This window comes from Xenophilus sp. Marseille-Q4582 (assembly GCF_916700565.1).
Classification (GTDB): Bacteria; Pseudomonadota; Gammaproteobacteria; order Burkholderiales; family Burkholderiaceae_C; genus Xenophilus.
The window spans coordinates 568,846-588,524 of sequence record NZ_CAKAKO010000001.1; the positions used below are offsets into that span (position 1 = coordinate 568,846).

General features: G+C 70.2%; 17 protein-coding genes and 1 tRNA gene. 8 read left to right on the top strand and 10 right to left on the bottom strand.

Annotation, left to right across the window (positions count from 1 at the left end; genetic code table 11):
- Positions 1 to 150 precede the first annotated feature (150 nt).
- Positions 151 to 235: transfer RNA gene (locus LG388_RS02635), tRNA-Leu, on the bottom strand.
- Between the two features lie 102 nt (positions 236 to 337).
- On the opposite strand from LG388_RS02635, the gene cysM reads away from it, so the two are divergent.
- The 3 genes from cysM to LG388_RS02650 are packed head-to-tail and all read left to right on the top strand — an operon-like array spanning position 338 to position 2,118.
- Complete coding sequence (gene cysM / locus LG388_RS02640; RefSeq protein ID WP_225781285.1) at positions 338 to 1,246, top strand: cysteine synthase CysM; 909 nt, start codon at positions 338 to 340, stop codon at positions 1,244 to 1,246.
- A 60-nt stretch (positions 1,247 to 1,306) separates the two neighbouring features.
- A complete protein-coding gene (locus LG388_RS02645; RefSeq protein WP_225781286.1) occupies positions 1,307 to 1,876 on the top strand; it encodes an NUDIX domain-containing protein in 570 nt (189 codons plus the stop codon).
- A 14-nt stretch (positions 1,877 to 1,890) separates the two neighbouring features.
- Positions 1,891 to 2,118 (top strand): sulfurtransferase TusA family protein, encoded by a 228-nt coding sequence (locus LG388_RS02650; RefSeq protein WP_225781803.1) that lies wholly within the window; start codon positions 1,891 to 1,893, stop codon positions 2,116 to 2,118.
- A gap of 118 nt (positions 2,119 to 2,236) precedes the next feature.
- Here the strand turns inward: LG388_RS02650 and galU are convergent, their stop codons facing one another.
- The 9 genes from galU to LG388_RS02695 form a co-directional block, all read right to left on the bottom strand.
- On the bottom strand, positions 2,237 to 3,124 hold the full coding sequence (gene galU / locus LG388_RS02655) for a UTP--glucose-1-phosphate uridylyltransferase GalU (RefSeq protein ID WP_225781287.1): 888 nt from the start codon (positions 3,122 to 3,124) through the stop codon (positions 2,237 to 2,239).
- A 92-nt stretch (positions 3,125 to 3,216) separates the two neighbouring features.
- Positions 3,217 to 6,144 carry a valine--tRNA ligase gene (locus tag LG388_RS02660; protein WP_225781288.1) on the bottom strand — a complete coding sequence of 976 codons (2,928 nt, stop codon included), beginning with the start codon at positions 6,142 to 6,144 and terminating at the stop codon, positions 3,217 to 3,219.
- Between the two features lie 176 nt (positions 6,145 to 6,320).
- On the bottom strand, positions 6,321 to 6,833 hold the full coding sequence (locus LG388_RS02665; RefSeq protein ID WP_225781289.1) for a MarR family winged helix-turn-helix transcriptional regulator: 513 nt from the start codon (positions 6,831 to 6,833) through the stop codon (positions 6,321 to 6,323).
- Between the two features lie 7 nt (positions 6,834 to 6,840).
- Positions 6,841 to 8,577, bottom strand: coding sequence for an acyl-CoA dehydrogenase family protein (locus LG388_RS02670; protein WP_225781290.1), 1,737 nt, complete (start codon positions 8,575 to 8,577; stop codon positions 6,841 to 6,843).
- 30 nt (positions 8,578 to 8,607) lie between these two features.
- Positions 8,608 to 10,335 (bottom strand): tannase/feruloyl esterase family alpha/beta hydrolase, encoded by a 1,728-nt coding sequence (locus LG388_RS02675; protein WP_225781291.1) that lies wholly within the window; start codon positions 10,333 to 10,335, stop codon positions 8,608 to 8,610.
- A 56-nt stretch (positions 10,336 to 10,391) separates the two neighbouring features.
- Entirely contained in the window at positions 10,392 to 11,381 is a 990-nt protein-coding gene (locus LG388_RS02680) for a Bug family tripartite tricarboxylate transporter substrate binding protein (protein ID WP_225781292.1), read from the bottom strand.
- Positions 11,382 to 11,433: 52 nt separating this feature from the next.
- Positions 11,434 to 12,207 carry an SDR family NAD(P)-dependent oxidoreductase gene (locus LG388_RS02685; protein ID WP_225781293.1) on the bottom strand — a complete coding sequence of 258 codons (774 nt, stop codon included), beginning with the start codon at positions 12,205 to 12,207 and terminating at the stop codon, positions 11,434 to 11,436.
- Between the two features lie 54 nt (positions 12,208 to 12,261).
- Positions 12,262 to 14,184 (bottom strand): feruloyl-CoA synthase, encoded by a 1,923-nt coding sequence (locus LG388_RS02690; protein WP_225781294.1) that lies wholly within the window; start codon positions 14,182 to 14,184, stop codon positions 12,262 to 12,264.
- Positions 14,185 to 14,222: 38 nt separating this feature from the next.
- The gene (locus tag LG388_RS02695; protein ID WP_225781295.1) at positions 14,223 to 14,996 is read right to left on the bottom strand and encodes a crotonase/enoyl-CoA hydratase family protein; all 774 of its coding nucleotides are present in this window, start codon (positions 14,994 to 14,996) and stop codon (positions 14,223 to 14,225) included.
- A gap of 115 nt (positions 14,997 to 15,111) precedes the next feature.
- Between LG388_RS02695 and LG388_RS02700 the strand changes: the two genes are divergently transcribed.
- The 5 genes from LG388_RS02700 to queF all read left to right on the top strand — a co-directional run bounded on the left by LG388_RS02700 (position 15,112) and on the right by queF (position 19,665).
- Positions 15,112 to 15,975, top strand: a complete 864-nt coding sequence (locus tag LG388_RS02700) for an amidohydrolase family protein (RefSeq protein ID WP_225781296.1) — start codon at positions 15,112 to 15,114, stop codon at positions 15,973 to 15,975.
- Between the two features lie 88 nt (positions 15,976 to 16,063).
- Entirely contained in the window at positions 16,064 to 16,852 is a 789-nt protein-coding gene (yaaA, locus tag LG388_RS02705; RefSeq protein ID WP_225781297.1) for a peroxide stress protein YaaA, read from the top strand.
- Between the two features lie 54 nt (positions 16,853 to 16,906).
- Positions 16,907 to 17,764 carry a 2OG-Fe(II) oxygenase gene (locus LG388_RS02710; protein ID WP_225781298.1) on the top strand — a complete coding sequence of 286 codons (858 nt, stop codon included), beginning with the start codon at positions 16,907 to 16,909 and terminating at the stop codon, positions 17,762 to 17,764.
- 66 nt (positions 17,765 to 17,830) lie between these two features.
- A complete protein-coding gene (locus LG388_RS02715; RefSeq protein ID WP_225781299.1) occupies positions 17,831 to 18,742 on the top strand; it encodes an alpha/beta fold hydrolase in 912 nt (303 codons plus the stop codon).
- A 62-nt stretch (positions 18,743 to 18,804) separates the two neighbouring features.
- Positions 18,805 to 19,665 carry an NADPH-dependent 7-cyano-7-deazaguanine reductase QueF gene (queF, locus tag LG388_RS02720; protein ID WP_225781300.1) on the top strand — a complete coding sequence of 287 codons (861 nt, stop codon included), beginning with the start codon at positions 18,805 to 18,807 and terminating at the stop codon, positions 19,663 to 19,665.
- Positions 19,666 to 19,679 lie beyond the last annotated feature (14 nt).

The window sequence follows — 19,679 nt, forward strand, 5'->3', positions numbered from 1 at the left end:
GTTGACGCGGGCGAGGGCGGGGCGACGGGCGGGAGCCGGCGGCCCCGGGCTGGCGCTGCGGCCGACCTTGGGTGAGCAGCGCGTGCTTTCGCCCCGTGCAGCTCGCACCCCCAAGCAAAAGGCCCGCCGAAGGCGGGCCAGTGCTTGTCGTGGTGCCGGAGGCCGGAATCGAACCGGCACGCCTTGCGGCGGGGGATTTTGAGTCCCCTGCGTCTACCAATTTCACCACTCCGGCAGGAATGTCTGAGGCAGCCCAAAATTATGGCACAGTGGCCGGCCGGCTCCGACGCCGTTGGCCGACCCGATCGCTTCCTCCGTTTCCCTTCCTGCCCGTCCCATGACCCATTCCTATCCCACCCTCGAAGATGCCGTCGGCCAGACGCCCCTGGTGGCGCTGCAGCGCATCGATGCGGCCCGCAATGCCGAGCGCGGCAACGTCATCCTGGCCAAGCTGGAGGGCAACAACCCGGCGGGTTCGGTCAAGGACCGGCCCGCGCTGTCGATGATCCGGCGCGCGGAGGAGCGCGGCGAGATCCGGCCCGGCGACACGCTGATCGAAGCCACCTCGGGCAACACCGGCATTGCCTTGGCGATGGCCGCCGCCATCAAGGGCTACCGCATGCTGCTGATCATGCCGGAGGACCTGTCGGTCGAGCGCGCCCAGACCATGAAGGCCTATGGCGCCGAGCTGATCCTCACGCCCAAGAGCGGCGGCATGGAATACGCGCGCGACCTGGCCGACCAGATGGTGGCCCAGGGCAAGGGCCGCGTGCTGGACCAGTTCGCCAACCCCGACAACCCGCGCATCCACTACGAAACCACGGGCCCCGAGCTGTGGGCGCAGACCGGCGGGCGCATCACCCACTTCGTGAGCGCGATGGGCACCACGGGCACCATCACCGGCGTGTCGCGCTTCCTCAAGGAGAAGAACCCGGCCGTCCAGATCGTGGGCGCGCAGCCCGACGAAGGCTCGCGCATCCCGGGCATCCGCAAGTGGCCGCAGGAATACCTGCCCAAGATCTACGACCCCTCGCGCGTGGACCAGGTCGTGAACGTCAGCCAGGACGAGGCCGAGGAAATGGCCCGGCGGCTGGCGCGCGAGGAAGGCATCTTCGGCGGCATCTCGGCCGCCGGCGCGCTGTGGGTGGCGCTGGAAGTGGCCAAGACGGTGGAGAACGCGACCATCGTCTTCGTGGTCTGTGACCGTGGCGACCGCTACCTGTCGACCGGCGTCTTCCCGGCCTGATTCCCACCCCGTTCGCGCGGGCGACACGCCGAACTCGCGACAACAAAGAGACTCCCCGCCATGAAACTGCCTCGCTTTTGCCCCGACTGCGCCACGCCGCTCGAATGGATCGCGCTCATGGAGGATGGCGGCCCCAAGGAGCGCCTGCGCTGCGTCAACTGCGGCCACACGCACTGGGGCAACCCCACGCCGGTGCTGGCCGCCATCGTGGAGTACCGCGGCCAGGTGCTGCTGGCGCGCAATGCGGCCTGGCCCGGCAAGATGTTCGCGCTGATCACCGGCTTCATGGAAGCGGGCGAGTCGCCGCAGGAAGGCATCGCGCGCGAGGTCAAGGAAGAAACCAACCTCGACGTGCTGAGCTGCAGCATCGTGGGCGCCTACGATTTCAAGCGCATGAATCAGGTCATCATCGCCTACCACGTGGTGGCCGAGGGCGAGGTGAAGCTCTCGCCCGAGCTGGTGGACTACCGGCTCTACGACCTGCCCGACCTGAAGTGCTGGCCCGCCGGCACGGGCTACGCCCTGGCCGACTGGCTGCGCACGCGCGGCCACGAGCCGGTGTTCTTCACGGCGCAGGAGAACGAGGAGCGGCGCCGCGGCCTCGACCTGCCGCCTTCGGAGAATTCCTGATGTCTTCGGCTGAACTGCACATCGACCGCGAGATCGATACGCGCGGCCTGAACTGCCCGCTGCCCATCCTCAAGGCCAAGAAGGCCCTCAACGACATGGCCAGCGGCCAGCTGCTCAAGGTGGTGTCCACCGACCCGGGTTCGCTGCGCGACTTCCAGGCCTTTGCGCGCCAGACCGGCAACGAGCTGATGGACCAGCAGACGGCGGGTGCCGACTTCATCCACGTGCTCAAGCGGCGCTGAGGCCGGCGCGCGGCGCCGGCAGCAAAAGGGGGCGCTTCCCACTGAGGGGGTGGCGGCCCGTCGACGATGAAAAAGCCCGGCGCACGGCCGGGCTGTTCGTTGGGGCGCGCCGGCGCGCTCAGAGCTTGAGCGAGCGCAGGTAGTCGCGGAAGGATTCGCCGACTTCGGCATGCGCCAGCGCGAGTTCCACGGTGGCTTGCAGGAAGCCTTCCTTGGCCCCGCAGTCGTAGCGCGTGCCCTTGTACGCGTAGGCGTAGACGCTTTCCTTCTTCAGCAGCGAGGCGATGCCGTCGGTCAGCTGGATCTCGCCGCCTGCGCCCTTGGGCTGGTTGCGGATCTCGTCGAACACCCCGGGCGTCAGGATGTAGCGGCCGGCCACGGCCAGGCGCGAGGGCGCCTTCTCGGGCGCCGGCTTCTCGACCATCGCGCTGACCTTGGTGAGGTCGTTGCCCATCGCATCGCCGGCCACGATGCCGTAGCGCTTGACCTGGTCCAGCGGCACTTCCTGCACGGCGAGCACCGAGCCGCCCAGGTTGTTGTAGTTGCGCACCATCTGCGCCAGCACGCCTTCGCCGTCCTTGGGGCCGACCATCAGGTCATCGGCCAGCAGCACGGCGAAGGGCTGGTCGCCCACCAGGTGCTCGGCGCACAGCACGGCATGGCCCAGGCCCAGCATGCGCGGCTGGCGCACGTAAGAGCAGGTCATGTCCTCGGGCGCGACGGAGCGGGCGATGTGCAGCAGTGCGTCCTTGCCGCTGGCCTCGAGCTGGCTTTCCAGCTCGTAGGCGGTGTCGTAATGGTCTTCGATGGCGCGCTTGTTGCGGCCGGTGACGAAGATCATGTCGCGGATGCCGGCGGCATAGGCCTCCTCGACCGCGTACTGGATCAGCGGCTTGTCCACCACGGGCAGCATTTCCTTCGGCTGGGCCTTGGTGGCGGGCAGAAAACGGGTGCCGAAGCCGGCAACGGGGAAGACAGCCTTGCGGATGCGCGTCGAAGTGGGCATGGACGGGTCGGTAGGAGGTGGAAAGTCTGGATGCCTGGGGGCCAGGCGCGGGAAACGCCACGCATGGTAGCGAACCGCACCGGCACCGGCTGTCAGCCGAGGCGCTGGCGTTGGGACTGCAGGCGCGTCAATGCGGCGGAGAAATCGGCCAGGCGCTGCTTTTCCTGCTCGATCACGGCCGCCGGAGCGCGCGCCACGAAGGACTCGTTGCCCAGCTTGCCGTTCGCCTTGGCGATCTCGCCTTCCAGGCGTGCGATCTCCTTGCCCAGGCGCACGCGCTCGGCGGCGACGTCGATTTCCACGTGCAGCGCCAGGCGCAGGCCGCCCACCACGGCCACGGGCGCGGCCTGGGCGGCGGCCGTCCAGGCCGCTTCGTCCTCGAAGACCTTCACTTCGTTGAGCTTGGCCAGCGCCTGCAGCACGGCAGCCGCGCCCTGCAGGAACTCGGCCTCGGCCGGGCTTTCGGCCAGCACGTACAGGGGCAGGCGCTGGGCGGGCGAGACGTTCATCTCACCGCGCAAGGTGCGGCAGGCGGCCACCAGCGACTTGAGCTTGGCCACATGGGCTTCGGCCGCTTCGTCGATCTTCTCGGGCTGCGCGACCGGGTAGGCGGCAATCATGATCGACGCGCCAGCGTGCCCCGAGGCCTCGGAAGTGGCGGGCCAGCGGCCCGCCACGGGCGCCACCTTCTGCCACAGCTCTTCCGTGATGAAGGGGATGACCGGGTGCGCCAGGCGCAGCAGCGCTTCCAGCGTGCGGATCAGCGTGCGGCGCGTGGCGCGCTGCTGCGCCTCGTTGCCGGTCTGGAGCTGCACCTTGGCGATTTCCAGGTACCAGTCGCAGAAGGCGTCCCAGGCGAACTGGTAGATGGCGTTGGCCACGTTATCGAGGCGGTATTCCTCGAAGCCCTTGGCCACCTCCATCTCCACGCGCTGCAGCTGCGAGGCGATCCAGCGGTCGGCCTGGCTGAAATGCATGTAGCCGTGGAAGGCGCCGCCGGCTTGGCATTCGGCCTTGGTGTGCTCCTTCAGGCCGCAGTCGTGGCCTTCGCAGTTCATCAGCACGAAACGCGTGGCGTTCCAGAGCTTGTTGCAGAAGTTGCGATAGCCCTCGCAGCGCTTGGAATCGAAGTTGATGCTGCGGCCCAGCGAGGCCAGCGCCGCGAAGGTGAAGCGCAGTGCGTCGGCGCCGTAGGCCGGAATGCCTTCGGGGAATTCCTTCTGGGTCTGCTGGCGCACCTTGGGCGCGGTCTCGGGCTTGCGCAGGCCGGTGGTGCGCTTGTCCAGCAGCGGGGCGAGCGCGATCCCGTCGATCAGGTCCACCGGGTCGAGCACGTTGCCTTCGGACTTGGACATCTTCTTGCCCTGCGCGTCGCGCACCAGGCCGTGGATGTACACATGCTTGAAGGGCACGCGGCCCGTGAAGTGGGTGGTCATCATGATCATCCGGGCGACCCAGAAGAAGATGATGTCGTAGCCCGTCACCAGCGTGGTGGAGGGCAGGTACAGGTCGTAGTCCTTGAGGGCGTTGCCGTCTTCCAGCGCCTCGGGCCAGCCCAGCGACGAGAAGGGCACCAGCGCCGACGAATACCAAGTGTCCAGCACGTCCTCGTCGCGCGTCAGCGTCTTGCCGGGGGCCTGCTGCTGCGCTTCCTCCTCGCTGCGCGCCACGTAGACCCGGCCGTCCTCGTCGTACCAGGCCGGGATCTGGTGGCCCCACCAGAGCTGGCGGCTGATGCACCAGTCCTGGATGTTGTTCATCCACTGGTTGTAGGTGTTGACCCAGTTCTCGGGCACGAAGCGCACCTGGCCCGACTGCACGGCGTCGATGGCCTTCTGTGCGATGGACTTGCCGCCCGGGTCCTTCTCGCTGGGCTTGCTCATGGCCACGAACCACTGGTCCGTCAGCATGGGCTCGACCACCTGGCCCGTGCGCGCGCAGCGCGGCACCATCAGCTTGTGCTTCTTGGTCTCGACCAGCGCGCCGGCCGCTTCCAGGTCGGCCACCACGGCCTTGCGCGCGACGAAGCGGTCCAGGCCGCGGTACTTCTCGGGCGCGTTCTCGTTGATCTTCGCATCCAGCGTCAGCACGCTGATCATCGGCAGGCCGTGGCGCTGGCCCACGGCGTAGTCGTTGTTGTCATGCGCGGGCGTGACCTTCACCACGCCGGTGCCGAACTCGCGGTCCACGTAGTCGTCGGCAATGATGGGGATCAGGCGGTCCACCAGCGGCAGGCGCACGTTCTTGCCGACCAGCGCGGTGTAACGCTCGTCCTCGGGGTGCACCATCACGGCCACGTCGCCCAGCATGGTCTCGGGGCGCGTGGTGGCCACCGTCAGGCTGCCGCTGCCGTCTTCCAGCGGGTAGGCGATGTGCCAGAGGAAGCCGTCTTCCTCCTCGCTCTCCACTTCCAGGTCGCTCACGGCGCTCTTGAGCTCCGGGTCCCAGTTCACCAGGCGCTTGCCGCGGTAGATCAGGCCTTCCTGGTACAGGCGCACGAAGGTCTCGGTCACCACCTTGGACAGCTTGTCGTCCATGGTGAAGTACTCGCGGCTCCAGTCCACCGTGTCGCCCATGCGGCGCATCTGGTTCGTGATGGTGTTGCCGGACTGCTCCTTCCACTCCCACACCTTGGCCACGAAGTTCTTGCGGCCCAGGTCATGGCGGCTCTGGCCCTGGCCCTGCAACTGGCGCTCCACCACGATCTGCGTGGCGATGCCCGCGTGGTCGGTGCCGGGCACCCACAGCGTGTTCGCGCCCGCCATGCGGTGGTAGCGCGTGAGGCTGTCCATGATGGTCTGGTTGAAGGCGTGGCCCATGTGCAGCGTGCCGGTCACGTTCGGCGGCGGCAGCTGGATCGAGAAGGCGGGCGCCCCTTCCTTGGGCTGCTGCGTGCCGCGAAAGCCCGCCTTCGCATAGCCGCGCTTCTCCCATTCGGGGCCCCAGTGGGCTTCGAGGGCAGCGGGTTCAAAGGACTTGGACAGGCCGGCCAGGCCCGGTTGTTCGGGGGTGTCGCTCATGGGAATCCAGACGGGGAGGCCACGCATTCTTCGGGTCGGCAAGGGGGTTGACGACCGGCCGCGCAGCAGGCGGAGGAAGCCGGGGATTTTAGGGCAGACCCTAGGAGGCTGCCGGGCCGGGGGATGGGCGTGAAAAGGGGCGCGCCGGCCCCTGTGCCAGGCCCACCAGGCGCTGGCTACTCGCCGGTCGCGCGCCGCTCGGCCTTGTACAGCTTCTGCAGCAGCGTGCGCAGCGTGCCGCGTTCGCGCTCGGTCAGGGCGTCCGCGGCCTCGCTCTCCAGCTCGATCACGACCTTCTCGGTCTCCTGCGCTAGCGCCAGGCCGGCGGGCGTGAGGTGCAGGCCGATGGCGCGACCGTCGCGCGGATGCGGGTGGCGCTCGATCAGGCCGCGCCGGTCCAGCGCCGAGATCAGGCTGACCAGGTTGGGCGGCAGGATGTCCAGCGTGGCGCACAGCTGGCGCGAGGTGGCGCCGGGGTTGTGCGCCAGCAGCGCCAGCACCGAATACTCGACCTGCTTGAGGCCGTAGGGCGCCATGCGCTCGAAGAACAGCGCGCTGATGCTGCTGTAGGCGCGGCGCGCGTTGTAGCCGATCAGGGCTTCGAGCGTGCCGGTGTCCAGGCGCTCGGGGGCGGGCAGTGGAGCGGCTGGGGGCGGTGCGGAAGGCTTCTTGCGGGGGGCGGCAGGCATCGTCCGGTCATTGTCGCGCGAGGACCGGGCGGGTCTTTTCCGCATGGGCGCTCAGGGTCCCCTCGGCGGCGCGCTTGACCATGCCCAGGCGCATCTCGAACTCCGGCAGCGCCCAGCGGCGGAAGGCCGTGGCGGGCCGGCTCCAGCGCAGCTCGTCGGCCGCCACGCCTTCGATGCGCGCCCAGGCCCAGGCCATCAGGCCCAGCATCACGGCACGCAGGAAGTCGTCGGCCACCTCGCAGGGCAGTCGCGGGTCGGCCTGCGCCGCCATCGCCACGCTGGTGCCCAGGTAGCGCAGCTGCGCCAGGCGGCGCTGCGCATCGGCGTCCGCCTCGCGCGAGGCGTCCAGCTCGTCGCGCAGCTCCAGCGCCACCGCCGACAGGGCGGCGCCGCTGTCGGGCAGCACCTTGCGCACCAGCAGATCGATGGCCTGGATCTCGTTGGTGCCCTCGTAGATCATGGCCACGCGCGCGTCGCGCACATGCTGCTCGATGCCCCATTCGCGCACGTAGCCGTGGCCGCCGAAGACCTGCAGGCAGGCGCTGGCGCCCTCGAAGCCCTGCTGCGTGCAGGCCGCCTTGAGCACCGGCGTGACCAGCGCGCACCAGCGCTGCGCGCGTTCGCGCGCCTTCGGGTCCTGGGCATGGCGCGCCAGATCCAGCTGCACGCCGGTGCGGTAAGCCAGCAGGCGCGCGCCGTCGATCCAGGCGCGTTGCGTGTCCAAAATGCGCGCGATGACCGGGTGCTCGGCGATGTAGCTGGGCCCGGGCCCCGTCGCGCCGGGCGCCCTCATCTGCTGGCGTTCGCGCGCATAGGCCTCTGCCTTCTGCCAGGCGGCGTCCAGCAGGCCGATGCCCTGCAGCGCCACATGCAGGCGCGCGGCATTCATCATCACGAACATGGCGTTCAGGCCCTTGCCGGGCTCACCGACCCGCCAGCCCGTGGCCTCGTCGAAGCGCAGCACGCAGGTGGGGCTGCCGTGCAGGCCCATCTTCTCTTCGATGCGCTCGCAGTGGATGGCGTTGCGCGTGCCGTCAGGCAGCACCTTGGGCGCCAGCACCAGCGACAGGCCCTTGGGGCCTTCGGGCGCGTCGGGCAAACGGCACAGCACCAGGTGCACGATGTTGTCCGTCAGGTCGTGCTCGCCGCCCGAGATGAAGATCTTGCCGCCCGTGAGGCGCACGCTGCCATCGGCCTGTGGCGTGGCGCGCGTGCGCACGCGGCCCAGGTCGCTGCCCGCATGCGCCTCGGTCAGCGCCATGGTGGCCAGCCATTCGCCGGTCGCGATCTTGCCCAGGTAGCGCGCCTTCAGCTCCTCGCTGCCGTGGTGCTTCAGGCATTCATACGCGCCGTGCAGCAGGCCGGGCGCCATGGTCCAGCCGTGATTGGCGGCCGACAGCCATTCGTAGAGCACGGCTTCCAGCACCGCGGGAAGGCCCTGGCCGCCGTCTTCGACCGCGGCCGAGAGCGCGGGCCAGCCGGCGTGCCGGAAGGCTTGGTAGGCCTCTTTGAAACCCGGCGGCGAGAGGACGGCGCCGGCCTCGAAGCGGCAGCCGATCTCGTCGCCCGAGCGGTTCAGCGGCGCGATCACCTCGGCCACGAACTTGCCCGCTTCCTCCAGCACCTGCCGCGCCAGCGCCGCGTCCGTCTCGGCGAAGGCGGGCAGGGCCTGCCACTGCGCACTGCCGCCCAGCACGGTGTCGATCAGGAACAGCGAGTCGTCGGGGCGCGGGGCGTAGTCCATGGGAGACGGGAAGAAGGCAACAAGAGGAGGTCAGGAGGCGCTGCAGACGAAACTGCCGGCCTGTTCGGGGTCGCCGCCACGGTAGCGCGCCACGGCGGGCCAGGCGCACAGCGGGCGGCTGCGCGTGGGCGACCAGGCGGCCGGCACTTCGGGGTTCGGGCTGGCGGTGCCGGCGCCGCGCGCGCGGGCCGTCACGGCATCGGGCGCCACGCCGCGCTCGACCCAGTCGACCAGTGGGGTCAGCAGATCGAACTGGTCGGTGGACGGGCCGCCGCGGCAATGGTTCATGGCCGGCACCGGGAAGTAGCGCACGAAGGCGGCGGCGCTGCCGCGGTGCGAGGCGTTCAGCGTCTCCCACCAGCGGGCCGTGTCGTCTGAAGAGAACACGCCGTCCGCGGTGCCGTGGTACACGATCATGCGCGCACCGCGCTCGCGCAGCGGCGACAGATCTCCGGCCGGTGGCAGCATGAAGGACAGGGCCGATTCGGTGTAGGGGCCGCTCGTGGCGCCGATCGTGGGTACGTCGCGGTCCAGGTCGAAGCCCAACGCGAAGGGCAGGCCCTGCGCGCGCTCGTGCAGCGGCGGCGTGCTGAAGATGAAGGCCACGGCCGCTGCGTCGCGCGTGCCCGGCGCCGCGAATTTCCAGCTGCGCCAGTCCTCGCCCGTGATCCCGGGGTCAAACGGGAAGCTGCTGTAGATGGGCTGCCCGGCGCTGTTGCGCGCGCCGGCGAAGACGCGCGCCAGCGCCTGCTTTTGCGCGGGCGCCAGGCAGGCGCCGCTGCTTGCTGCACCGGGGGCACAAGCCGGCACATCGCGTTCCACATCGAACTGCGCCTGGCAGGCCTTCACGTCGCTCACGATGCCGTCGGCCAGGCCGTCCAGCGCGTCGCAGCGCGCCGACACCTTCTGAGAGACCAGCATCAGTTGCTCACGCGTGAACGCGGTCTGCAGATCCGGCTGGCCCTGCGGCGTGCGGCCCGTGGCCAGCGGCGCCCATTGCTGCGCACCCCAGAGCTGCGCCACGGCGGCGCGCGGCAGGTTGAAGCCGGGGTTGCCGGCCAGCACGCCGTCATATTCGCCGGGCAGGCGCGACGCGGCCACCATGGCGTGGCGGCCGCCGTTGGAGCAGCCGCCGATGTAGGAGCGGTCCGGCCCGCGCCCGTAGGCGCTGGCGATCAGTTGCTTGGCCACGGGCGTGAGCTGCGTCACGGCGCCGTAGCCGTAGTCGATGCGCGCCTGCGGGTCCAGCCCGAAGCGCGGGTTCTGCGCACCCGTGTGGCCGGCGTCGGAGCTGACCACGGCAAAGCCCTGCTGCAGGGCCGTGTGCGTGGGCGCCCCGCCGCCGATGCTGCCCATGGCCGGCACCACCGCGCCGTCGAGCCCGCCGTTGACCTGGTGGAAGAAGCGGCCGTTCCAGGCCTGGGGCAGGCGCAGCTCGAAGCCGATGGCATAGCGCTGGCCATCGACCGGGCTGGTGCGCTCGTTGAGCTGGCCCTGCACCAGGCAATGCGCGGGTACCGCCGGGGTGGGGCCGGCGGCCGGCGCGGCGGCCACGGCTTCGGCGCGTGTGAGCCGCGTGCCCGCGGGCAGCGCGCCACGGGCCAGCGTTTCACACTGCTGCAGCGCGCCGGGGCGGGCGGCGGCCAGGGGCGGCGCGGAAGCACCGGGTGGGCTGCTGCCGCAGGCACCGAGCAACGCCGTGAAGGCGAGGAGGGCGCCCGCGCGGGCGGGCGTGCTGAGGCCGTGTCGTGCGCGCATGGAAGGCTCGGCTTGCGGGCGGGTGGACGTGTGGGCGTGTGTGGGCAATCCGCCGATCAGGACTCGGCCGTGAATCCGATCTGCTTGACCAGCGGCCCCCAGCGCTCGAACTCGGCCTTCTGGTCGGCCGCCATCTCCTGCGGCGTGCTGCCGTGCGCCACCAGGCCCACCAGTGCCAGCGAGTCGATCACCGTCTTGTCCTTGAGGGCGGCGGTGATGGCGGCATTGGCGTTGGCCAGCGTGGCGGCGGGCGTCTTGGCCGGCGCATAGAAGCCGAACCATTCTTCCGAGGTCACGTCCGGGTAGCCCAGTTCCGTGAAGGTCGGCACGTCGGGCAGGTAGGGCGAGCGCTTCTTGCCCGAGGTGGCGAGCACGCGCACGCGGCCGCTCTTCATGTACTGCAGGTAGTCGCCGCTCGGGTTCATCGCGGCGGCGATCTGGCCGCCCACCAGGTCGGTGATGCTGGGCACCGTGCCGCGGTAGGGCACGTGCTTGAGATCGACGCCCGAGCGGATGCCCAGCAGCGCGCCCAGCAGGTGCGGCATGGAGCCGGCACCGGGCGAGCCGTAGCTCGCCTGGCCCGGGTTGGCCTTGGCCCAGGCCAGGAAGTCCTTGAGCGTCTTCACCTCGGCCGGCACGGCCGGGCCCACCGCCAGGCCGTGGAACATGATGGCGCCGATGGACACCTGCGTCACGTCTTCGGGCTTGTAGCTGAGCTTGGGATAGATGTAGGGATACACCGCCAGCGCCGACACCGGCGCCAGGGTCAGCACCGAGCCGTCGGCGGGCGAATTCTTGAGCGTTTCCACCGCGATGCGGCCGCCCGCGCCGGGCTTGTTCTCGACGAAGCCCGGGTTCTTGCTGTAGGCCGTGCCGCCGATCTTCTCGGCCACGCGGCGCGCCACGCTGTCGCCCGCGCTGCCGGCCGGAAAGCCGTACATGATCTTGACCTGGTCCAGCGCCTGCGCGAGCGCCGACAGCGGCGAGAGCGCCGCCAGTGCGGCCGCGCCGCCCAGCGTGTTCAGGAATTGACGACGGTGTTGCATGGCATGTCTCCTGGTGGGGTTTGGTTGGCGTCGAGGAAGGAAGCGAAGCGGCTCAGCGCGCAGCCATGCGCAGGGCGCCGTCGAGGCGGATCACCTCGCCGTTGAGATGGCCGTTGCTGACGATGTGGCAGGCCAGCTCGGCGAACTCCGAGGGCTTGCCCAGTCGCGGCGGGAAGGGAATGGACGCGGCCAGCGACTGCTGCACGGGCTCGGGCAGCTCCAGCAGCAGCGGCGTGGCGAAGATGCCGGGGGCCACCGTGCACACGCGGATGCCGTGCTGCGCGAGGTCGCGCGCCATCGGCAGCGTCATGCCGGCCAGGCCGGCCTTGGACGCGCTGTAGGCCTGCTGGCCCACCTGGCCGTCGAAGGCCGCGACCGAGGCGGTGAACATCATCACGCCGCGGCCTTCGCCATCGTCGCCTTCCAGCGGCGCCAGCTTGGCGCAGCGCGCCGCGAACAGCCGGCTCACGTTGTACGTGCCGATCAGGTTGATCTGGATCACGCGCGCGAAGTCCTCCAGCGGGGCCGCGCTGCCGTCCTTTCCCACGATGCGCTTGGCCGAGCCGATGCCCGCCACGTTCATCAGGATGCGCGCCGGGCCGTGCGCGGCCTCGGCACCGGCCAGCGCGGCTTCCACGCTGGCGGTGTCGGTGATGTCGCAGGCGAAGGAAACGCCGCCGATGTCGGCTGCCACCTTCGCGGCCAGCTCGGCGTTGCGGTCCAGCACGGCGACCTTCGCGCCTTGGCGCGCCAGTTCGCGTGCCGTGGCCTCGCCCAGGCCCGATGCGCCGCCCGTGACCAGCGCGGCCTGTCCTTGGATCTTCATGGTGCGTCTCTCCTGTTCAGTGCAGTTCGTGCGATGCGGTCGAGGCGGGGGGCCTCAGTTCCATTGCGGCTTGAGCGTGAAGGGCAGCGTGTCGCCGTGCAGCGCCTGCACGAAGGCATCGCGGTGCTTGAGCACGGCGCGCTGGTTGATCGAGCCCTTGTCCGTGACCTCGCCCTTGTCGATCGACGGCGGCTCGGCCACCAGCACGGCGCGCGCGACGCGGTTGGCGCTGCCCGTGGCATCGGCCGCCAGGCGGTCGATCACGGTCTGGAAATGCGCCTGCACGGGGGCGCTCTGCAGCACCTCGGCCCAGGGGGCATCGGCGGGCAGCCGCGCCAGTTCGCGCACCGCCTGGGTCGGGAAGATCAGGGCGCCCACTTCCTTCATGTTCAGGCCCGTGAGCACCACGTCCTGCACATAGGGTGCGCCGAAGGACGTGACCTTGGCGCGCAGCGGCCCCACGCTCACGAAGGTGCCGGTGGTCAGCTTGAAGTCCTCGGCGATGCGACCATCGAAGCGCAGGCCCAGGTGCAGGTTGTCCGGGTCCATCCAGCACACGGCGTCGCCGGTCAGGAAGAAGCCTTCCTCGTCGAAGGACTCGTGCGTGGCCTCGGGCATGCGCCAGTAGCCGGGCGTGACGTTGGGGCCGCGGTAGCGGATCTCGGTCTTGCCGTCCGCGGGCACCAGCTTGATCTCCAGGCCGGCGGCCGGCAGGCCCAACTCGCCGGCGACCATGTCAGGGCGCGTGACGTTGAGCGCGAAGGGCGACGATTCGGTCATGCCCAGGCCGGTGCCCATCACGATGCGTTCGCCCACCTCGGCCTCGGCCAGGCGGTACAGCTTGTCCAGCACGCCCGGCGGCAGGGCGGCGCCGGCGTAGTAGAAGAGCTGGCAGCGCGCCAGCAGCTGGCGGCGCAGCACCGGGTCCTGCTCCATGGCGTCGGCAATCGCCTCGAAGCCGGTGGGCACGTTGAAGTAGATCGTGGGCGAGATCTCGCGCAGGTTGCGCAGCGTCTCGCCGATGCCGGCCGGCGTGGGCTTGCCCTCGTCGATGTACAGCGTGCCGCCGTTGTCCAGCACGATGCCGATGTTGTGGTTGCCGCCGAAGGTGTGGTTCCAGGGCAGCCAGTCGACCAGCACCGGCCCGCAGCCGTCTTCCAGCCGCGCGCTCAGCGGCGGCAGGCTGCAGCGCAGCTGCTGCTGGTTGGCGCACCACATGCGGTGGTTGTTGATCACCGCTTTCGGGTTCTTGGTCGAGCCCGAGGTGAACAGGAACTTGGTGATGGTGCCCGGGTGCACGCGCTGCATGGCCTCGTCCACGGCATGCGTGGCGCGCGTGGCCCGCAGCGCGGCCAGCGGCGTGGTGGCGCGGCCTTCCAGCGTGCCGCTGCCCATCACCACCGGCACCTCGGGCGGCACCGTGGCCGCGATGGCGGGACCGAAGCGCGCATCGGCCGCGAACACCAGCCCCGGCGTCAGCGTCTGCATCACGTGGCGCAGCTTCTCGTAGTCCTTGCTGACCAGCGCATAGGGCGTGGAGACGGGGCAGTGCGGCACGCCGATCAGCAGGCAGCCGAAGGCCACCAGCGCGTGGTCCAGGCTGTTCTCGGCGAGGATCGCCACCGGCCGCTCCTCGGACAGGTCGTGGCTCAGCAGGGCCTGGGCGATGCAACGCGCCTGGGCCAGGAACTGGCTGTAGCTCAGGTGGATCCAGTCGCCGCGGCTGCCGTCGGGCAGGCGTTCGCGCTGGGCCATGAAGGTGCGGTTCGGCGCGACGGCGGCCCAGTGCACCAGCCGGTCGTTCATGCGGTGGGCGTAGGGGGGCAGCTCCGGCTCGGACCGGAGGTACTGGACCCCGTTGGCGCCCTCGCGCAGCACGCCGCGCGTGATGCCGTAGATGGCGGCCGGGTTGGCGGCGCGGTATCTGGGCGCAGCAGCGCCCCGGCTGCTGTCGGCAGCCTTGTCGGTTTGCGTCATGTCTTCCTCCGGGAAGGGGTGGGGGTCGCTCGGGCTTCTCAGTCCCTGGCGACCTTGGCGGCGCGGCCTTCGAGGAAGGCGCGCACGCGCTCCTTGGCGGCCGGCGCGTCCTGCGCGATGCCGGCCATCAGCGCTTCGGTGAACAGGCCGTGGTCGGCCGGCTGCTCGGCGATGCGGGGCAGCGCGTGCATCAGCGCGTAGTTGGTCAGCGGCGCGTTGGTGGCCACGCGCTTGGCGATCTCCACGGCCTTCGCCAGCGCCTGGCCTGGCGGCACGAGGTACTGCGCGAAGCCGGCGCGCTCGCCTTCCTCGGCCTTGTAGACGCGGCCCGTCATCATCATGTCGGTCATGCGCGCCACGCCGATCAGCTTGGGAATGCGCACCGAGCCGCCGCCACCCACGAAGATGCCGCGCGAGCCCTCAGGCAGCGCGTAGAAGGTGGTCTCGTCGGCCACGCGGATGTGGCAGGCGCTGGCCAGCTCCAGCCCGCCGCCCACCACGGCGCCGTGCAGGGCCGCGATGACGGGCACGGTGCCGAACTGCACGCCGTCCAGCGCCTGGTGCCACATGCGCGAATGCAGCACGCCCTGGCCGGCGTCGCGCTCCTTCAGCTCGGACAGGTCCAGCCCGGCGCAGAAATGCTCGCCCGCGCCGTCGACCACCACCGCGCGCACGCCCTCGGGCAGGTTCTGGAAGGTGTCGCGCAGCGCGAGGATCAGGCCGTCGTTGAGCGCATTGCGCTTGGCGGCGCGTTCCAGGCGAACGATCGCGATGTCGTCCTGGACGGTGAGGGAAAGGTCGGGGTGGGTCATGATTGCGTCCTGGGGATGAATCGATTATGGTTATGAAAAATAACCAAATCAAGGCGGCGGACAGCCCCGCGATGCCGGTGTTTACCCTAGTCATCAAGCCCACCCGGAGACATCCATGGACTGCTCCCAACTCATCGCCATCGACACGCACACGCATGCCGAGATCAGCTGCTGGAATCCTTTCGACAACTACGGCGAGGAGTACGACCGCGCGGCCGACAAGTACTTCCGCTCCAGCCGCCGCCCGACCATCCAGGAGAGCATCGACTACTACCGCGAGCGCAAGATCGGCTTCGTGATGTTCGGGGTGGACAGCGAGTCCAACCTGGGCCGCCGGCGCATTCCGAACGAGGAGATCGCCGAGGCCGCGCAGAAGAATCCGGACATCATGATCGCGTTCGCCAGCATCGACCCGCACAAGGGCAAGATGGGTGCGCGTGAGGCGCGCCGGCTCATCGAGGAGCACGGCGTGAAGGGCTTCAAGTTCCATCCCACGGTGCAGGGCTTCCACCCCTACGACAAGATGGCCTGGCCGATCTACGAGGTCATCGCCGAGCACAAGCTGCCGGCCATCTTCCACACCGGCCACAGCGGCATCGGCTCGGGCATGCGCTGCGGCGGCGGCCTGCGGCTCGAATACAGCAACCCCATGCACCTGGACGACGTGGCGATCGACTTCCCCGACATGCAGATCGTCATGGCGCACCCGAGCTTTCCGTGGCAGGACGAGGCGCTGTCGGTGGCCACGCACAAGCCCAACGTCTGGATCGACCTGTCGGGCTGGAGCCCCAAGTACTTCCCCAAGCAGTTGATCCAGTACGCCAACACCCTGCTCAAGGACCGCGTGCTGTTCGCCAGCGACTGGCCGCTGATCTCGCCCGACCGCTGGTTGAAGGATTCGGAGGAGGCCGGCTTCAAGCCGGAAGTGATGCCCGGCATCCTCAAGGGCAACGCCATGCGCCTGCTGGGACTGGGCTGAGGCGGGCGGGCCGCGCACGGCCACCGTGCCGCCGCAGGGAGGATGCCACCGTGCCGGATAATTTCCGGCTGCTTTCCCCTTGCCGCGCATGCTGTTCCTGCTGTCCCCCGCCAAATCCCTCGACTACGACACACCGGCCCCCGAAGGCCTGCCTGCCACGGCGCCGCATTTCGAAGGGGCGCGCGGCCCCGCGGCGGAACTGATCGCGCTGCTGCGCGCGCAGTCGCCGCAGCAGGTGGCCGAGTTGATGCACCTGTCGGACAAGCTGGCGGCACTCAACGTCGCGCGTTATGCCGCCTGGGCGCCCAAAGGCAGCGCCCGCAACGCCAAGCAGGCCGCGCTCGCCTTCGACGGCGACGTGTACGGCGGCCTGGACGCCAAGACGCTCACGCGCGCGCAGCTGGCCTGGGCCCAGGACCACGTGGTGATCCTGAGCGGCCTGTACGGCGTGCTGCGCCCGCTGGACTGGCTGCAGCCCTATCGCCTGGAGATGGGCACGGCCCTGGCCAACCGCCGGGGCAAGGACCTGTACGCCTTCTGGGGTTCGCGCATCGCCGAATACCTCAACGAGCGCGCCGCGGCCGACCACACGCCGGTCGTCGTCAACCTGGCCTCGCAGGAATACTTCCGCGCCGTGGACCGCCGGGCGCTCAAGGCGCGCGTGATCGACTGCCAGTTCGAGGACTGGAAGAATGGGCAGTACAAAATCATCAGTTTCTACGCCAAGCGCGCGCGGGGCCTGATGGCCCGCTGGGCCATCCAGCACGAGGCCGTGACCCCCAGGACGCTGGAAGGCTTCGACCTGGAGGGCTACGCCCTGGCCGCCGAGGCATCCACGCCCGAGCGCCTGGTGTTCCGGCGCCGGATCGCCGATTGAGTGAACGGCGGCGAAGGCCGCCGCCCATGACCTGAAGAGAGGAGCATTGTCCGCATGCAGCCGATCAGCCCCGAACTGCGCGAATGGATCGTCACCCAGCTGGCCGCCGGCCATTCGGTGGCGGCGCTTCGCCAATCCATGCATGCCGCCGGCTGGCGCGACGACGCCACCGATGCGGCGCTGGCCGAGGTGGAGCGGGGCGCGGCCGGCGCGACAGCCGCCGGTGCGGCCACAGCGGCCGCGGCGCCGGCGCGCACCGACATGCCGGGCCCCCGGCTGGAGGGGTCGCCGCTGTACCTGGACGGCGGCGACCGGCGCGTGCAGGTGCTGCAGACCGTGCAGCATCCGCGCGTGGTGGTGTTCGGCAACCTGCTCGATGCGGCGGAATGCGAAGGGCTGATCGACGCCGCCCGGGCGCGCCTGGCACGGTCGCGCACGGTGGAGACCAAGACCGGCGGCGAAGCGCTCAACGCCGACCGCACCAGCGACGGCATGTTCTTCGAGCGCGGCGAGAACGCGCTGGTGGCGCGCATCGAGGCGCGCATCGCCACCTTGCTGAACTGGCCGCTGGACCATGGCGAGGGCCTGCAGATCCTGCGCTACAGCCCGGGCGCGCAGTACAAGCCGCACTACGACTATTTCGACCCCAGGGAGCCGGGCACGCCGACCATCCTGCGCCGCGGCGGCCAGCGCGTGGGCACGCTGGTGATGTACCTGCAGGAGCCGGAGGCGGGCGGCGCCACCACCTTCCCCGACATCGGGCTGGAAGTGGCACCCGTGCGCGGCACGGGCGTGTTCTTCAGCTACGACCGGCCCGACCCGGCCACCCGCACGCTGCACGGCGGCGCGCCGGTGCTGGCGGGCGAGAAATGGGTGGCCACCAAGTGGCTGCGCGAGGGCGTGTTCCGCTGACGCCGCACCGCGCGTGCCGCAGGGCCGCTCCCCTCCGAAGACCCCCCGCTCGACGCTGAATCCCTCATGAAAATCCAGGCCAACGGCATTTCCCTCGAAGTCGAAGACAGCGGCGGCAGCGGCCCGGCGGTGCTGCTGGTCATGGGCCTGGGCATGCAGCTGATCGCCTGGCCCGAGGCTTTCGTGCGCGGCTTCGCCGACGCCGGCTACCGCGTGCTGCGGCACGACAACCGCGACATCGGCCTGTCGCAGTACTTCGACGAGGCGCCCACGCCGAACCTGCTGTGGCAGGTGCTGCGCCAGAAGATGGGCCTGTCCATCCACGCGCCCTACGGCCTGGAAGACATGGCCCGCGATGCGCTGGGCCTGCTCGAGGCGCTGGGCATCGCGCAGGCGCATGTGATCGGCGTCTCGATGGGCGGCATGATCGCGCAGCGCATGGCCATCGCCGACCCGCAGCGCGTGCGCAGCCTGGTCAGCATCATGAGCTCCAGCGGCGCGCGCGGCCTGCCCGCCGCGCGGCCCGACGTGGGCGCGGCGCTGATGCGCCCGCCGCCCCGCGGCGCCGGCGTCGAGGCGCTGGTCGAGCATTCGCTGGGCCTGGTGCGCCTGATCGCCAGCCCCGGCTATCCCTTCGACGAAGCCGCCACGCGCCAGCGCCTGGCCGCGGCGCTGCAGCGCGCCTACCACCCCGCCGGCGTGGTGCGGCAGATGCTGGCCATCGGCGCCGACACCGGCGTGCGCGACCGCGCGCTGGCCGGCATCCGCACGCCCACCCTCGTGCTGCACGGCGACGGCGACGTGCTGGTGCCCATCGAATGCGGGCGCGACACGGCGCGCCGCATCCCTGGCGCGCACTTCGAAACCATCGCCGGCATGGGCCACGACCTGCCGCCCGGCGCGCTGCCGGTGCTGCTGGGCCACATCCTGCCCTTCCTGCAGGCCGTGGACGGCCGCCCGCCGGCCCACAACTTCTGATCGTTCCACGCGGGCACGCCGGCTGCCCGGTGTCGAAGGCCGCGCGGCCGAAGGAATTTCCCATGTCCCTGGACCACACCCCCGAACAATCGCAACTGGGCCGCGCATCGGCCTATGTCGACCGCTACGACGCCAGCCTGCTTTTCCCGCTGCCGCGCGCCGCGCAGCGCGTGCCCATGGGCATCGAGGAAGGCCGGCTGCCCTTCTTCGGGGCCGACCTGTGGACGGCCTACGAGCTGTCCTGGCTCAACCCGCGCGGCAAGCCGCAGGTGGCGCTGGCGCACATCACGCTGCCCTGCGAATCGCCCAACATCATCGAGAGCAAGTCCTTCAAGCTCTACCTCAACAGCTTCAACAGCACGGTGTTCTCGGGCGCCGAGGCGGTGCGCGAGCGCCTGCGCGCCGACCTGTCCGAGGCCGCCTGGCGCGGCAGCGAGCGCACCGGCACGATCGGGCTGAAGCTGGTGCTGCCCGAGCAGTTCGGGCAGGAGCGCGTGGCCGAACTCGAAGGCCTGGACCTGGACCGGCTCGACCTGGAATGCGGCGAGCATGCCGAGCCCGCCCCCGAGCTGCTGAGCGCCGCCACGCACGAGGCGCCGGTCAGCGAGACGCTCAGCAGCCGCCTGCTCAAGAGCAACTGCCGCGTGACGGGCCAGCCCGACTGGGGCAGCGTGCAGATCCGCTACACCGGCCCGGCCATCGACCAGGCCGGCCTGCTGCGCTACATCGTGAGCTTCCGGCGCCACAACGAGTTCCACGAACCCTGCTGCGAGCGCATCTTCCAGGACATCTGGCAGCGCTGCCAGCCAACCAAACTGGCGGTGTACTGCCGCTACACGCGCCGCGGCGGGCTGGACATCAACCCCTTCCGCACGAGCTGGCCGCAAGCCTTGCCGGCGCCGGTGCGCACGGCGCGGCAGTGACCGCGTCGGGCCGC

What these genes read in the sequence shown, in the direction of transcription:
- LG388_RS02665 (WP_225781289.1), bottom strand. Translation starts at nt 6,833, where the DNA reads ATGCCTGCCGCCCCCCGCAAGAAGCCTTCCGCACCGCCCCCAGCCGCT.
- LG388_RS02695 (WP_225781295.1), bottom strand. Translation starts at nt 14,996, where the DNA reads ATGACCCACCCCGACCTTTCCCTCACCGTCCAGGACGACATCGCGATC.
- yaaA (WP_225781297.1), top strand. Translation starts at nt 16,064, where the DNA reads ATGCTGTTCCTGCTGTCCCCCGCCAAATCCCTCGACTACGACACACCG.
- LG388_RS02670 (WP_225781290.1), bottom strand. Translation starts at nt 8,577, where the DNA reads ATGGACTACGCCCCGCGCCCCGACGACTCGCTGTTCCTGATCGACACC.
- LG388_RS02660 (WP_225781288.1), bottom strand. Translation starts at nt 6,144, where the DNA reads ATGAGCGACACCCCCGAACAACCGGGCCTGGCCGGCCTGTCCAAGTCC.
- galU (WP_225781287.1), bottom strand. Translation starts at nt 3,124, where the DNA reads ATGCCCACTTCGACGCGCATCCGCAAGGCTGTCTTCCCCGTTGCCGGC.
- LG388_RS02675 (WP_225781291.1), bottom strand. Translation starts at nt 10,335, where the DNA reads ATGCGCGCACGACACGGCCTCAGCACGCCCGCCCGCGCGGGCGCCCTC.
- queF (WP_225781300.1), top strand. Translation starts at nt 18,805, where the DNA reads ATGTCCCTGGACCACACCCCCGAACAATCGCAACTGGGCCGCGCATCG.
- LG388_RS02715 (WP_225781299.1), top strand. Translation starts at nt 17,831, where the DNA reads ATGAAAATCCAGGCCAACGGCATTTCCCTCGAAGTCGAAGACAGCGGC.
- cysM (WP_225781285.1), top strand. Translation starts at nt 338, where the DNA reads ATGACCCATTCCTATCCCACCCTCGAAGATGCCGTCGGCCAGACGCCC.
- LG388_RS02685 (WP_225781293.1), bottom strand. Translation starts at nt 12,207, where the DNA reads ATGAAGATCCAAGGACAGGCCGCGCTGGTCACGGGCGGCGCATCGGGC.
- LG388_RS02690 (WP_225781294.1), bottom strand. Translation starts at nt 14,184, where the DNA reads ATGACGCAAACCGACAAGGCTGCCGACAGCAGCCGGGGCGCTGCTGCG.
- LG388_RS02710 (WP_225781298.1), top strand. Translation starts at nt 16,907, where the DNA reads ATGCAGCCGATCAGCCCCGAACTGCGCGAATGGATCGTCACCCAGCTG.
- LG388_RS02645 (WP_225781286.1), top strand. Translation starts at nt 1,307, where the DNA reads ATGAAACTGCCTCGCTTTTGCCCCGACTGCGCCACGCCGCTCGAATGG.
- LG388_RS02680 (WP_225781292.1), bottom strand. Translation starts at nt 11,381, where the DNA reads ATGCAACACCGTCGTCAATTCCTGAACACGCTGGGCGGCGCGGCCGCA.
- LG388_RS02700 (WP_225781296.1), top strand. Translation starts at nt 15,112, where the DNA reads ATGGACTGCTCCCAACTCATCGCCATCGACACGCACACGCATGCCGAG.